At 40.4% G+C, this 15,596-nt stretch carries 11 protein-coding genes; 3 read left to right on the forward strand and 8 right to left on the reverse strand.

Annotated features, from left to right (window positions below; all coding sequences use genetic code 11):
- Positions 1 to 55: 55 nt before the first annotated feature.
- The gene (locus tag NO991_RS06465) at positions 56 to 2,017 is read right to left on the reverse strand and encodes an FAD-dependent oxidoreductase (RefSeq protein WP_300357689.1); all 1,962 of its coding nucleotides are present in this window, start codon (positions 2,015 to 2,017) and stop codon (positions 56 to 58) included.
- Between the two features lie 199 nt (positions 2,018 to 2,216).
- Between NO991_RS06465 and sppA the strand changes: the two genes are divergently transcribed.
- Both sppA and ansA read left to right on the forward strand, forming a co-directional pair.
- The gene (sppA, locus tag NO991_RS06470) at positions 2,217 to 4,082 is read left to right on the forward strand and encodes a signal peptide peptidase SppA (protein WP_054553935.1); all 1,866 of its coding nucleotides are present in this window, start codon (positions 2,217 to 2,219) and stop codon (positions 4,080 to 4,082) included.
- 59 nt (positions 4,083 to 4,141) lie between these two features.
- Complete coding sequence (gene ansA / locus NO991_RS06475) at positions 4,142 to 5,152, forward strand: asparaginase (RefSeq protein ID WP_300357686.1); 1,011 nt, start codon at positions 4,142 to 4,144, stop codon at positions 5,150 to 5,152.
- 54 nt (positions 5,153 to 5,206) lie between these two features.
- Here ansA and gndA read toward each other — a convergent pair whose 3' ends face one another.
- Positions 5,207 to 6,580, reverse strand: coding sequence for an NADP-dependent phosphogluconate dehydrogenase (gene gndA, locus NO991_RS06480; RefSeq protein WP_054553937.1), 1,374 nt, complete (start codon positions 6,578 to 6,580; stop codon positions 5,207 to 5,209).
- 424 nt (positions 6,581 to 7,004) lie between these two features.
- On the opposite strand from gndA, the gene pyk reads away from it, so the two are divergent.
- Complete coding sequence (gene pyk, locus NO991_RS06485) at positions 7,005 to 8,438, forward strand: pyruvate kinase (protein ID WP_138601084.1); 1,434 nt, start codon at positions 7,005 to 7,007, stop codon at positions 8,436 to 8,438.
- Between the two features lie 244 nt (positions 8,439 to 8,682).
- Here the strand turns inward: pyk and NO991_RS06490 are convergent, their stop codons facing one another.
- From NO991_RS06490 to NO991_RS06515, 6 genes are all read right to left on the reverse strand, one after another.
- Entirely contained in the window at positions 8,683 to 9,507 is an 825-nt protein-coding gene (locus tag NO991_RS06490; protein ID WP_054554883.1) for a LytTR family DNA-binding domain-containing protein, read from the reverse strand.
- Positions 9,504 to 10,577, reverse strand: coding sequence for a sensor histidine kinase (locus tag NO991_RS06495; protein WP_054554884.1), 1,074 nt, complete (start codon positions 10,575 to 10,577; stop codon positions 9,504 to 9,506). Before NO991_RS06495 ends, NO991_RS06490 begins: the two co-directional genes overlap by 4 nt.
- A gap of 155 nt (positions 10,578 to 10,732) precedes the next feature.
- Positions 10,733 to 12,289 carry a SulP family inorganic anion transporter gene (locus NO991_RS06500; RefSeq protein ID WP_054554885.1) on the reverse strand — a complete coding sequence of 519 codons (1,557 nt, stop codon included), beginning with the start codon at positions 12,287 to 12,289 and terminating at the stop codon, positions 10,733 to 10,735.
- A 143-nt stretch (positions 12,290 to 12,432) separates the two neighbouring features.
- Positions 12,433 to 12,891: an Lrp/AsnC family transcriptional regulator gene (locus tag NO991_RS06505; protein WP_036968198.1), complete on the reverse strand. Its 459-nt coding sequence runs from the start codon at positions 12,889 to 12,891 to the stop codon at positions 12,433 to 12,435.
- A gap of 146 nt (positions 12,892 to 13,037) precedes the next feature.
- Positions 13,038 to 13,679, reverse strand: a complete 642-nt coding sequence (locus tag NO991_RS06510; protein ID WP_300357668.1) for an MBL fold metallo-hydrolase — start codon at positions 13,677 to 13,679, stop codon at positions 13,038 to 13,040.
- A 1-nt stretch (position 13,680) separates the two neighbouring features.
- Complete coding sequence (locus tag NO991_RS06515; protein WP_371351809.1) at positions 13,681 to 15,477, reverse strand: M14 family metallopeptidase; 1,797 nt, start codon at positions 15,475 to 15,477, stop codon at positions 13,681 to 13,683.
- Between the last annotated feature and the right edge of the window lie 119 nt (positions 15,478 to 15,596).

A 15,596-nucleotide genomic window follows, 5' to 3' on the forward strand; every position in this document is an offset into this window, starting at 1 on the left:
CTCGTGACTAAATAGATTAATCACATAGACCGCATGTTTTCTAGTTTACTTTCAATTAAATTTTACGAGCGACTTGTAACGCTTCAAAAATTGCACGTTTAGCATCGATAGCGGCAGCTAGTTTTGCGCCACCAATAACATGTACTTTCGCGTTTTCGGTTTGATTGTCGAACGTTTCAGTATTTGATACCTGACCAATACAAGCAATCACGGTATCAACATCGAGGATTTGCTCTTCACCTTTTACCGTTATCTTCAGACCTTGCTTATCAAAGCTTAGATACTGACACTCAGCGATTTGTTTAACACCATGCTGTTTGGCAACTTGACGGTGGATCCAACCCGTTGTTTTACCAAGTTCACTACCAAAACGCCCTGCGCTTCGCTTAAGCATATAAATTTGGCGATTGTCTTTTTCAGGCGCAGCTTCGCACTCAATACCCCATTGAGTTTTGAATTGCTCAATTGTTTGGCCTTTGTGTTCACTTAAAAAGGCAACCATATCAAAACCGATACCACCGGCACCTAGAATCGCAATTTTCTCACCGAGTTCTACTTCACCACGAATTACTTCATCATAAGCGAATACACGTTTGCCATCACCGCATTCTATTTTGGCTTCGCGCGGACGTACGCCTGTTGCAAAAACCACATCATCGTATTGATTGAGCATATTGTCAGTAAATTCAGTACCGAGCTGTAAATCGACATTTAAACGCTTTAATTCATTAGTAAAGTAGTTAAGGGTATGGTTAAAGTCTTCTTTACCCGGCACTTGCATGGCTAAATTAAATTGGCCACCCATTTGTTCTTTACGTTCAATTAAAGTCACTTTGTGACCTTTCGCTGCTAAGTAACAACTTGCAGCGAGGCCAGCAGGGCCAGCCCCCACAACCAGGACTAATCGAGATGATGGTGCTTTCTCAAGGCTGTAATCTAACTCAAAAGCCGCTTGTGGGTTAACCAAACAGGTGGCACGTTTATTTTTAAACACATGGTCTAAGCAGCCCTGATTACAACCAATACAAATATTGATTTGTTCAGACTTATTATTAACGTATTTATTGAAAAACTCTGGGTCCGCTAATAAAGGACGGGCCATCGAAATTAAATCAGACTCGCCTGCTTCTAAAATTCCATTGGCAATTTCTGGCGTGTTAATACGGTTAACCGCGATAACTGGCACTGATACCGTATCTTTTAAGCGTTTTGATGCTTCTTTAAATGCACCTGCTGGGACCATACTGGCAATCGTTGGTACACGAGCTTCGTGCCAACCAATACCGGTGTTAAAGATATCAACGCCAGCTTGTTCAAGTGCCAGGGCTTGTTGCTTTACTTCATCAGGCGTTGATCCATTAGGAATTAAATCCATTACAGACAAACGAAATACAATAATGAACTTTTGACTGACTTTAGCGCGAACAGCTTTAACAATATCAACAGCCAAGCGCATACGGTTCTCTAAACTACCGCCATAGCTGTCTGTTCTTTTATTGGTGTGGTTAGCCATGAATTCATTAATCAAATAACCTTCAGAACCCATGATTTCAACACCGTCATAACCTGCTTTTTCAGCCATTTTTGCTGAGTTAGCAAAGTCTTTGATGGTTTTTTTAATCGACCCTAACGACATTTCTTTAGGTTTATATGGATTAATAGGAGCTTGAATTGAACTTGGCGCTTGATTGAATGGATGATACGCATAGCGACCTGCATGCAATAATTGTAAGCAAATTTTTCCGCCATGTTGATGCACCGCATCAGTATATGCTTTGTGTTTGATCACATCATAAAATGAATTAAATGTTGATGCGAACGGAGATAGCTTGCCACGAATATTTGGGCTGTAGCCACCTGTAATGATTAAACCCGTGCCGCCTTTGGCACGTGCCTCGTAGAATGCACGTAAGCGTTTGCGGTTATGCCAGCCTTCTTCTAAGCCAGTATGCATTGATCCCATAACCAAACGATTACGAAGTTCGGTATGCGGTAATTGTAATTTTTGTTCTAACATTGTGTGCCCCGTTAACTGGTCGAACCTCTATTTGAAATAGATTCTGCGGCAATAACTTAGAATAATCAACTTTTCACTGCTAATTAATCGGTAGCAAATTATCGTTTTAAACACTCTGTTACTATTTAACAGTTAATTTTAAAGTTATTCTAAGCTAAGATGAGTTCACTACTAAGCTGTACTGAATTAAGGATTTATTTTGCTAGCAAAGATATTTAAAGGCATTTGGACCGGGATTAATTTTTCCCGCCGTTTGGTCCTAAACATATTATTTCTATTACTAGTAATACTCTTCTTTGTTGCCATCACAGGTGAAGAAGACCAAGTAAAAGTAGCAGACGGAACCGTGCTACGCCTAAACTTAAATGGCCCTATTGTTGAAGAAAAAACCTATGTTGATCCTGTAGAAGCAGCAATCAACGATGCAACTATGGGTAAAGAAGCACCATCAGAAATTCTTCTTGATGATGTCATTGAAGTGATCAACCAAGCGACTAAAGATGATCGTATCAGTGTGATGCTTCTTGACCTACAAAAAATGCCAAGTGCACACATCAATAAGCTAAAACAAATAACGAAAGCAATTGATGCATTTAAAGAGGCAGGCAAGCAAGTTATTGCAACGGGCTACTACTATACACAAGCACAATATTATATTGCTGCCCATGCCAATGAAGTGTCTATGCACCCATATGGTGGTGTGAGCATTGAAGGCTATGGTATGTTCCCACTTTACTTCAAAGACGCGCTTGAAAAGTTAAAAGTGACTCAACATATTTTCCGTGTGGGTACTTATAAATCAGCGGTTGAACCATTTATTCGTAATGACATGTCAGATGCGGCAAAAGAAGCGAACAGCGTTTGGTTAACTGCACTTTGGAACGAGTACAAAACTGACGTTGCTGCGAGCCGTCCATTCGATGAAAGTAACTTCGATGAAGATATGGATGTTTACCTTGCAAAAATGCAAGCAGTTGACGGTAACTCGGGCCAATACGCGTTAAATAATCAATGGGTTGATTCTTTAAAAACATCACAACAAATTCGCCAGCAACTTATTGAGTTAGTTGGTGCAGAAGAAACAGGTAAAACCTTTAAGCAAGTAAGCTTCCGTGAGTATTTATCTCTGGTAAAACCGCCTGTTGAGTTCGATAACCCAATTACTGAAAAAGTAGCTGTCGTTGTAGCTAAAGGCACCATAGTTGATGGTGAACGTAAAGCAGGTGAAATTGGTGGTGACTCTACTGCAGCCCTACTTCGTAAAGCACGTCTTGATGACAAAGTGAAAGCCGTTGTACTACGAATCGATTCAGGTGGCGGTAGTATGTTTGCTTCTGAAGTTATCCGCGCTGAAGTATTAGCACTTAAGGCAGCAGGAAAACCGGTTATCGCATCAATGAGCTCAGTGGCTGCATCAGGTGGTTACTGGATTGCATCTGCAGCCAATGAAATTTGGGCAGCTCCTAGCACAATTACTGGTTCAATTGGTGTATTCGGTACTTTCATGACGTTTGAAAATACCATGGCTGAATTAGGTATTTACTCAGATGGTGTTGCAACAACTGACCTTGCTGGCTTCTCTATTGCACGCCCACTTGACGAGAAAATGTCAGACATCATTCAAATGAGCGTTGAAAATGCATATAAACGCTTTTTAAATGTAGTGGCTGAAGCACGTAACATGACGCCTGAGCAAGTTGATAAAATTGCCCAAGGCCGTGTATGGATTGCAACTCAAGCGAAAGAACTAGGTTTAGTTGATAAACTTGGCGATAAGCAAGATGCAATTAAGGCGGCAGCTGAGCTTGCTAAGCTTAATCATTATGATGTTAAGACCATCAAACAGTCATTAACACCACAAGAGCAAATGCTGCAAGATATCTTTGGCACCGCGGCTGTTAAGAGCTTCTTTGCTAAGTCTGATTCATCACAATCAGTACTCGCAACACAAGCTAACTTACAAAGCCTTATTAATCAGTTAAGTAGTGAGATCGATAATCTAAAAGATTACAACGATCCACAAGGCGTTTACGCTCGTTGTTTAGTGTGTAATGTAATTCAATAAGTTACTTAGCTAAGCGATTTTAGGTATACTAAGCCCAGTTATTTAACTGGGCTTTTTTTATGAAACGTAAACGTATATATATCGCCTATACGGGTGGTACTATCGGTATGAAAAAATCGAGCCGTGGCTATGTTCCGGCAGAAGGTTTTTTAACCGAAACAGTGGTCAATAATGCAGAGTTTAATCGTGATGAAATGCCTTTGTTTGATATTCACGAATATTGCCCGCTCATTGATTCTTCAGATATGTCCCCTGCCCACTGGCAATTAATTGCTGACGATATTAAGAGTAAATACCAAGACTATGATGGCTTTGTGGTTCTGCATGGTACCGATACTATGGCCTATACAGCTTCTGCTTTGTCTTTCATGTTCGAAAACCTGACAAAACCTGTGATTGTGACAGGCTCACAAATTCCATTGTCGCAACTTCGTTCTGATGGCCAAGTAAACTTACTTAATGCCATGTATTTAGCCGCAAATTACCCAATTGCTGAAGTAAGCCTGTTTTTTAATAACCAGTTATTCCGTGGTAACCGTGCAACAAAAGCCCATGCTGATGGCTTTGATGCCTTTGCATCACCGAACCTTGAACCATTAGCACTGTCAGGAATTAATATTCAGCTTATTAAAGGGCAACTTAGCCCTTATGTTGATAACGAACTACAGGTATCGAATATCACGCCACAGCCAATTGGTGTGCTTTATCTCTATCCTGGGATCAGCCCAAAAGTGGTGAAAAGTTTAGTTAATGACGACATCAAAGCACTTGTGTTATTAAGTTTTGGCGTGGGTAATGCCCCACAAGATCCAGCTTTCTTAGACATTCTTAATGATGCAAGCATACGCGGTATGGTGATTATAAATCTAACGCAGTGCTTAAAAGGCCAAGTTAATATGGGCGGTTATGCAACCGGTAATGCCTTATTAAATTGTGGTGTGATCAGTGGCTACGATATGACATTAGAAGCCTGTTTGACCAAGTTACACTACTTATTTAGTCAAAAGCTTGAAGTAGAAACAATTCGCCATTTGATGCAAGACAACCTGCGCGGTGAGCTAAGTCGTTAATACAACAAATACAAAAAAGGCACCAATTGGTGCCTTTTTTATGCTTTTTGATAATTAACGAACTTTTTCGTCAATCTCAACTAAATCTGTTAAATGGCAAATCTCACCACTGTGAGTTTTAATACCATGCTCACCGAAGTAGTCACGTTGTGCTTGCACAAGGTGGCCATTACTTGGTGTTGTTAACGTCGCAATGTAAGTTTGCGTTGCAGTTAACACTGGGAATGCAAGACCAGATGCAACTGCTGCACCCGTTACTTTACGTAATGCTGCTGATTCACGCTGCATAGAATCAATAAATTCTACACCTTCAGCGACATTGTCTAAGTAATCAGCACGAATGATACAGCCAGCGCGCCACGTTTGTAGCGTTTTAGAAAGATCAACTTTCCACTGATGCGCACGAGACGCACCTTTGATAAGTGCTAAACCTTGACGATAAGCAAGTAAACTTGCCAATGTGAATGCATCTTTTAGCTCTGCTAAGTCTAAATCAACGGTATCAGTTGCTTTAGCAGCGTAAGTCATTTCTTTAGCAGCATGCGTATCACACGTATTTGTTAAGTGACGAGCTTGAACAGCCGCAACGAGTGATGGCACAGCAATACCAAGCTCTAGGGCATTTTGTGCAGTCCATAAACCCGTGCCTTTCGCGCCAACTTTATTGTCGATTAAATCAACTAGCGGCTCGCCTTCTGTCGTTTCAAGGCTCAAGATATGGCTTGAAATTGACAGTAAGTAGCTATTTAAAGTGCCTTCGGACCATTCATTGAAAATGTCAGCCACTTCTTTTGGTGAACGATTAGTACCTAAACGTAATAGTTGATACATTTCTGCAATTAATTGCATTAGCGCATATTCAATACCGTTATGCACCATTTTCACAAAGTGACCACTTGCAGATTGGCCTACACGTGCAAAACACGACTCACCTTTGTAGCTTGCCGCTACTTTTTCAAACCACGGCTCAACACGCTCCCAGCCGCCTTCTGAACCACTTGCCATCATTGCAGGGCCGTGACGTGCGCCTTCTGCACCGCCAGAAATACCCATAGTGGCAAATTCAAATTTGTTTTGATATTTAAGTTTACGGCTAATGCCGTCTTTGTAGTTACTGTTGCCGCAATCTACGATAATGTCATCACAGTCAACACCTGCTTCTGCAAGCTCTGTACATACTTTATCAACCAATTCACCAGCAGGAACTAAAAGAAGAATCGAACGAGGCGGCTCTAAGCGTCTAACCATATCATTTAAATCAGACACAATATGTAAACGGTCTGCCAAACCTAATGCTTTCGCACAGCTTAGTAACTCGGCACCCGCATCTGGGTTTTTATCGTAAGCTACTAATGTCAGCCCTTTTTCAATCAGGTTGAGGGCAAGATTTTTACCCATAACGCCTAACCCTACTAATGCAACTTGCATTTAGTGTCCTCCTCGGTAACAACTATTGGTTAGTTAATCAAAATAATTACGCGCGCATTATACCCAAGCAGCCCAAAAATGCGAGCTTGACAGCCAACTTGAGATAAATCATCGAAATCATGAAGCGACGTTGGCCCTCAGTATATCAAAATAACCAAGGCATCGGACCAGATTTTTATAATACCCTTTAAAAAGGTATGTGTATTGACGCTACCTGACACCGGTGTCATAATAACGTCATTCACACTTTGTATACTCTATAATTAATACAAAGAGCCAGATTCTCATAAGTAAAAACAATCATTTTTTACTTATGAGTTCTACATTGTGCTTATGTATAAGCCTATATGAAAGGTTTATGGCACGACATTTTAATAGATAACCATCAATTCGCTTAATATATTTGAGCGCACAGGAGAATTTGATGCTAAGACGCACAAAAATTGTTGCGACCCTTGGACCGGCAACCGATCGCGATAACAACCTAGAAAAAATTATTCGTGCAGGTGCAAATGTGGTTCGTTTGAACTTCTCACATGGCGTAGCACAAGATCATAAAGACCGCGCTGAAGCGGTACGCAGCATTGCTAAGCGTTTAGGCAAACACGTTGCTATCCTTGCAGACTTACAAGGTCCTAAAATTCGTGTATCAACCTTCAAAGACGGTAAAGTAAACCTAGAAGTTGGCGCAAAATTTACCCTTGATGCGAAAATGGAAAAAGGCCAAGGCGACGTTAATGCAGTAGGTATCGACTATAAAGAGCTACCTAACGACGTTAAAACAGGCGACTTACTGTTATTAAACGACGGTTTAATTCAATTGACAGTAGATAGCGTTGACGGTGACCTAGTCCACACAACTGTTACTGTTGGTGGCGTACTTTCAAATAACAAAGGTATCAACCGTTTAGGCGGTGGTTTAACAGCCCCTGCTTTCACTGATAAAGATAAAGAAGATTTAATTACTGCCACTGAGATTGGCGTTGATTATATTGCTGTTTCATTCCCACGCAGTGGTGATGACATGCGTTATGTTCGCTCTTTAGCAGAAGCTGCTGGCTCAAACGCACAACTATTAGCAAAAATCGAACGTGCAGAAGCCGTTGAAACTGTTGAAGCAATTGATGATATCGTACTTGCTTCTGACGCAGTGATGGTTGCGCGTGGTGACTTAGGTGTTGAAATTGGTGATGCGGCGCTTGTTGGTAAACAAAAGCTTATCATTAGCCGTGCTCGTTCACTTAACCGTACAGTTGTGACTGCAACACAAATGATGGAATCTATGATCGATAACCCTATGCCAACACGTGCAGAGGTTATGGACGTAGCAAACGCCGTATTAGATGGTACTGATGCAGTTATGTTATCTGCTGAAACAGCTGCTGGTGACTACCCTGAAGAAACCGTAGCGACTATGGCTCGCGTTTGTTTAGGTGCTGAATCACAAAAAGAAACGCACGTTTCTAAGCACCGTTTAGACAGCCGTTTTTCATCAAATGCTGAATCAATTGCATTATCTGCGATGTATGCAGCTAACCACTTAGATTCTGTTAAAGCAATTGTGACTCTGACTGAATCAGGTAGCACAGCTAAATTGATGTCGCGCATCAGCTCTGGTTTACCAATTTATTCATTATCACGTCATCCAAGTACGCTGGGCCAAACAGCACTTTACCGTGGTGTTTATCCTGTATTCTTTGATTCAACGAAGTGTGAAGACGAAAGCATGGTACGTGATGCATTAAACACTCTTGTTGAGCAAGGCTCACTAGTAGCAGGTGATACTGTGATTTTAACTCACGGTGATGCAATGGAAACGATTGGTGCAACTAACACTATGAAGATTGTAACAGTTTAAACTATTACAAATTTTCATTAAAAAGGCGCAATTAATAATTGCGCCTTTTTTGTTTTTAACTTATTAAATTTTGAATAGCTATTATACCAATCCGCTTAATTAAGTAGTCTATTTTGAGGCAATATAACCTCGTTGATTACAAGGCAAAAATTTCGTTATTTAGTTGTTCTAAATGAGAAATTTTTAACGCAGTTAGCGACAGGTTTGATCCCTCAAAATGATTAAGTATTATTGCGGGTTGGTATTAGCTCGCAAGCGCTGCTTTCACTTTATCGCGATAGCTTCGGCTTACTTTTAGTTCTTGGCCGTTATCTAGCACTAAAAGATACTCACCACTTACTTGAGTTACAAGTTTGCTAATTTGCTTTGTATTAACAATGGCACTGCGATGAACTCGCACAAATAGTTGTGGATCAAGCTCTTGTTCAAGCTCTTTCATTGTTTTACGAAGGATATGCGTTTGCCCATCTTGGCAATGAAGGCACATATAATCACCAGCCGCATCAACCCATTGAATTGTAATAACAGGCACACGAACAATCTCGCCCTGCTCTTTTACAGCTAATGATTCTGGATAACGACGGTCAGCAAGGCTATCGCCCGTTGCTAACTTCTTTAAAATTTCTTCGCAATTATTGCCTGTAATACCTGCAACAAAGCTCGCTAGTTTTTTCTTATGGGCGTTATCTTGTTGCGTTTTTAAATAGGTATGCACTTTTTCTACCGCCTGTTTTAGTCTGTTGTCATCGACTGGTTTAAGAATATAATCCAACGCATGAATCTCGAATGCTTTAACTGCAAACTGGTCAAAAGCCGTTACAAACACAATAGCGGGTAATGGATTAACGCTCTCGCTAAGTGCTCTTGCAACTTCAAAACCGTTCATATTTGGCATTTGAATATCTAAGAAAACCAATTGAATATTGCCCGATAAGCATTCATCAATTGCTTCTTGACCATTGCTACATAAACGAATGACTTCTAAATCGTCAAATTCAGAAAGTCGAACAGCTAAGCCCTTTCTTGCTAGCGGTTCATCGTCAACGATCAAAGTTCTAATTTTGCTCATTTCTTAACAGCCTTTTCAAACGGAACGCGCAGATTAACTTTTAATCCACTTGGCGTATTGTCAGAGAGAACAAACGAGTAGTTGTTCTCATAAAGTGTTTTTAAGCGGTCCTGTGTATTAGCTATGCCAACGCCTTGAGAATTAACCAGTTGGCCATTTTTAAGCTCAGTGCCAGGACCATTATCGCCTACTTCCAATAATAGTTCATTTGCAAAAACTTGTGCTTTAATATCAATCACACCACCTTCATTTAATTGCGCTATCGCATACTTTATCGAGTTTTCGATAATAGGTTGGAGGATCAAGCTTGGTACCAAGGCTTCTTTTGCCTGCTCGCTTACGTCTACATTGACTTGTAAACGTTCATCAAAGCGTACTTTTTCAATTTCTAAGTACAGCATGAGGGCATGAATTTCTTGCTCTAACGGCACCTTTTTTATTGGGTCGGTATTGAGTGTGTATCGTAAGAAGTCACTCAATTTTGACACCATTAAATTTGCATCTTTGTTCTCTTTTACCAAAATTAAGGTTGAGATTGCATTTAGGGTATTAAATAAAAAGTGCGGATTAAGTTGATAGCGCAGCATTTTCAGCTGAGCTTCGTGCGCCATAGTGGTTGCTTTTAGAGCCTTTTGACGCTCACTTTGCAATAGCTGGTAATACTTAATACCAAAATACAAACCACTCCAACAAAGAATGATATAAACCGAATCTAAACCTTGTTGAAAGTAATAAAACCATTCATTTGGACGGTAACCGTGACGGTAGATTTCCCATAAATTGAATTTTTGTACAACGGCCCATAATGTGCCAGTTACATAGGAAGCACCAAAAACGACAAGCATTAATACCCAAGGTGAGGCATTCCACACTTTACGATACATATAACGTAAAGGTACTGTCATTAAACAGCCTGCATAAGCGTTTAATACAATAACAAATACGTAAATATCACGCATTTCAAAGACTTTTGAGCCGATATAATTAACTAACGCATACCCTATCCAGCCTGCAATTTGCAAAACCCAGAAAAAGCGTTGTCGATTATCAACTAATGATTGCCAATTCAAAATATCAGATTACCTTTCATAATTATTTTTATTATACCGATAGTCAAGAGAACAAAGCACTGCCGCCTATCTTAATTTTTTATAGCCTTACCGCATTCTTCAGACATTAAAAAAGCGAAGGCCACAACAGCCTTCGCTTTTTATCTGCTTTATTTTTAAGCTAGTTTATCTGAAGCCACTTTATAATTTGGATCTTCAATCACATTCACTTCAACTAAATCACGCGCATTGTGTAATAGTTGAATACAATCAGGGCTTAAATGACGCAAATGCAGTTTCTTACCGACTTTTGCGTATTTTTCTGCAAGACTGTCAATCGCTTCAATCGCACTGTGATCAGCAACACGGCTATGTTTGAATTCAATGATCACGTCTTCTGGGTCATTTTTAACATCAAATAACTCGGCAAAGTTCTTAACCGAACCAAAGAATAAAGGACCATGAAGCTCGTACACTTTAGAGCCTTGCTCATCGATGTAATTGCTTGTGTAAATGTGTTTCGCATGCTGCCAAGCAAAAACTAAAGCAGAAACAATCACACCCACACATACCGCGATCGCAAGATCTGTTACTACGGTTACGCCAGAAACAAGCACGATAACAAAAGCATCAGACTTAGGTACACGTTTCATCATTTTGAAGCTTGCCCACTCGAAGGTACCAAGAACAACCATGAACATAACACCAACTAAGGCAGCTAGTGGGATCATTTCAATGAGGCTGGCTGCAAAAATGATGAATGCTAGCAGTATGATTGCGGCACTAATACCAGATAAACGTGAACGACCGCCCGAGTTAATATTGATCATAGATTGACCAATCATCGCACAACCACCCATTGCACCGAAGAAACCACAGGTAATGTTTGCAGCGCCTTGACCAATACACTCTTTGTTACTGTGACCACGGGTTTCAGTAATTTCGTCAATTAAGGTCAGTGTTAATAACGATTCAATTAAACCAATCGCCGCTAAAACTAAAGCGTAAGGGAAGATAATTTTTAATGTTTCAAGATTAAATGGCACCATAGGAATATGAAACTCCGGCAAGCCACCGGCGATCGTTGCCTGCTCATTGCCTGTCATTCCTTTTAAGAAATCTAGTACAGTGCGCGCTTCTAAATCAAAGCCTATCACAATCGCTGTTACCGTTACAATGGCAGCTAACGATGAAGGTACAGCTGTAGTTAACTTAGGTAAGAAATGAATAATAGCCATAGTTAACGCTACTAAGCCAAGCATAATATAAAGTGCTTGCCCTTCCATCCACTGTTGGCCACCCATACCGTCTGGTACTTTAAATTGACCCAGTTGCGCCAAGAAAATAACAATCGCAAGACCATTTACAAAGCCAAGCATTACAGGGTGCGGAACCATGCGAATAAACTTGCCAAGCTTGAAGATACCTGCGAGTACTTGCAGTATCCCCATCAATAAGACGGTTGCAAATAGATACTCTACACCATGATCTAAAACTAAACTTACCATTACAACGGCTAGTGCGCCGGTTGCACCAGAAATCATACCTGGACGACCACCAAAAATAGCCGTAATTAAGCCAACAATAAATGCGGCATATAAACCAACCAAAGGCTCAACATTAGCAACAAAAGCAAACGCAACCGCTTCTGGTACCAATGCCAACGCAACGGTCAGGCCTGATAGAATATCGTTTTTAGCAGAGCTTGGCGCTTTGCTGAGTAAGTTAAACATTAAGATCCTCTTTATAGTGAATGCATTTCGGCAAGGCGCAGAATTCTAGCAAAATCCGCAAAAGTTAACAATTATTAACAACAAAACGGCTAGTACCTAAAAGCACTAACCGTTTTCGAAAAATAAAACGTAGTAGAAAAAGATTAAAGAGGTAAAGACGTACTACGCTTAACGCATGTCATGGTCACGTTTGAGTGAACTTCTTGAACAAACTCAAGGTTTAATAGATTATCACGAACAAACTGCTCATAACCTTCAATACCTTTTGAAATAATACGAAGCATGAAGTCCATCGTACCAGCCATACTGTAACACTCGGTTACTTCATCATAGCTCATAATTAAACGTTCAAACTCAGCTAGGTTCGTTCTACCGTGGTTAGATAGACGAACATGGGCATAAACCAACATATCAAAGCCAAGCTTTTTCTCGTCAAGCAAAGCAACTTTACCTTTGATATAACCATCTTGCTCAAGCTTAGCAATACGACGCCAACATGGAGATTGAGATAAACCAACTTTATCGGCAATTTCTGCCGTAGATAAGCTAGCATCCTGCTGTAATAATGCCAAAATTTGGCGATCTACTTGGTTCAGAGACATTTTATTTCTTTTTCTGTAAAAATACTGGTTAAATTATATAACTGATTTAAATATCAGTCTGCCTATTTTCTACTGTTTGTGCAAAAAAATTGCAACTTTATACCAATCCACTTAATTAAAAAATTAGCCATTATTGCGAGTAAATATCAACCAAAACGCCCACTAATAAATGGATTTGTTTTTCGCTCATGCCCTACGGTGGTATTTGGACCGTGGCCTGGCAAAATAGCAACTTCATCAGAGAATGATAAAATCTCAGACTTAATTGATTCGATTAATTGCGCACTATCCCCTTTTGGAAAGTCAGTACGACCAACAGAGCCTTGGAAAATCACGTCACCCACTATCAGCTGTTCTGAAGCTTGGTGGTAAAAAACAACATGACCAGGCGTATGCCCTGGGCAATGGCGTACAGATAACTCAAGTTCACCCACTGTGATTGTATCGCCATGATTTAGCCACTTCGTTGGATAAAATGGTGTAATTGGTGCAAAACCAAACATTTGCGCTTGCATTGGCAAGGCATCAAACCAAAATTTATCATCTAAATGTGGGCCAATGATATCAACGCTAAAATGCTCTGCGAGTTGCTTTGCAGCGCCGACATGGTCTAAGTGACCATGTGTTAAATAAATTGCCTCTAATTGGCAATTTAAAGCAGCAAGTTCTGCTTGAAGTTTGTCTGCATCGCCACCTGGGTCAACCAAGGCCGCTTTATTCGTTTGCTCACAAATGATAATGCGGCAATTTTGCGCAAAGCCAGTAACAGGAACAGCTTTCACTTTCATGTTATTGTCCTTTTTGTAACTGCTCAAACGCCATTAAAATTGGGTATTTTAAATAGCCTTGATCATAAAACGGTGTACGCTCATAAAGCCAATGCAAGCGCGCATCAGCATCTTTAGCAAAGTTTTTATCTTCACGAATTTTTTTATCGAACTCTAAAGCCAATGCAGGTTTTTCTTTTAGCATTTGACGTGCGTACGGCATTAAAGCGTAATTCTCAACGTATTCAGTGCGCTGAAAAATAGTATTAAACTCGCCCCAAGCAAAGAATGAATCTGGCGCTTCTGGGTGTAGTAAGTGTGTAGCCAATTCTGAGTATGGCTGCTCAGTTGAGACTTTGTACCAGCCGGTCATATCGACATTTTCTACGGTGTTGTAATCAAATGTCGCCTCTACACGAAAACGTCCTTCAAAAGGCGCTTTTGCAAATGAATAATCAGCAACGCTTGCTTGCGTTAATGGCTCAGAAGCAAAACCATTCACTGTCGTTACCTCTACGCCGTGTAATTTAAGCTTACTTACCAATTGGCTGTACGCCGGCGGAATATAAAACGCAGCAGGTACGTTAACGGTCTTTTTAACCTCTTTCTGCCAGTAAATAGGCAAAGCGTCATAGTTTTTAACTTCACCTAAATATTTAACTTCAGCTTGCCCAGACAATGCGCTTTCAGTTCTTGAATAGGCGATCCCTTTAAATTCGATGGTATCTGGCTCTTTTGCATAACCACGTTCAACAACTAATTGTGTCGGTTTGAAATCGAGCTCTTTTTGAACCGCTTCATTAAGGGCTTTATCGTTTGCAGCTAAGGCGTCAATGGCACCATCAATAAATACATAAGTACCTAATACACGCTGCTTATAAGGTTTTAAAGAGTGGTTCTCAACTAAGATGGTCGGTAATGAACGTAAATCACCCCAGCCATTTGAAAAACGTGGTGTTGCCACCCAACCCGCTAAACCTTTTTTAAATTCGCGTTTGTCCATTACGAAAACCAGTGGACCAGGAATATGCCCTGCTTTTTCGAGTTTGGCATCAATAACAGGTTTAAATAGATTATCTAACGCTTGTGACACACTTGGTGATTCACTCGAAAAAACCGGGTTATAACCGTAGGTAACATCATATTGGTAATCAGCGCCATCGGTTACATGGACATCCACGTATAAGTCTGGCTTAAATTGATTAATAACCTGCATCACACCTCGTACTTCAGGTGTATCAAGCTTAGTGTAATCACGATTTAAATTTAAATTTAGACCATTCGTTCTAAAGCCCATTTCTATCGGGCCACGCTGATTAATACGGTTGTATTGGCTACTACGCTCGTGACCATCAACGTTTAAAATAGGAATAAACAGAATATTGACTTTGCTGAGAATATCGCGGCGTTTACCTGTTGCAATATCGCGTAGCAACATAAACATGGCGTCTTTGCCATCAATTTCACCACTGTGAATGCCTGCTTGAATAAAGATGGTTGGTTTTGTATCAGCAACAAGTTGTTTGGCATCAAACAAACCTTGCTCATTCGCCACTAACATCTTAACCGCACGACCCGCACTGCTCGTTGCAATTGTCGTTACTTTGAATTGTGTTTGGTTTGCGGCAACAAGGCGATCTACGAACGCCATAGTGTCTGCATAATCAGGCGAAAAAGTGCCTTCGCTTAATTCAAAATCTGTGGTTAAAGGTCCTTTTTCTTGCATTAAAGACACACTATCGCCTTGCCATGGCAACAGTGGGGGTAAGTGGCTGTCTAAAGTTACTGCAGCAGATAAAAACACTAAACTCGCAAACATATCACTCTCAAGTGCGGTACTTATTCTATATTGGGGAAATTATAACAACTAATCTGAATGGATTGCGTAAACTGCGGTGATTCAACAAAAAAATGGAGCAAACGACATACGCTATGCAA

Origin of the sequence: Pseudoalteromonas sp. DY56-GL22, from assembly GCF_041414715.1 — a bacterium.
Taxonomy (GTDB): domain Bacteria; phylum Pseudomonadota; class Gammaproteobacteria; order Enterobacterales; family Alteromonadaceae; genus Pseudoalteromonas; species Pseudoalteromonas simplex.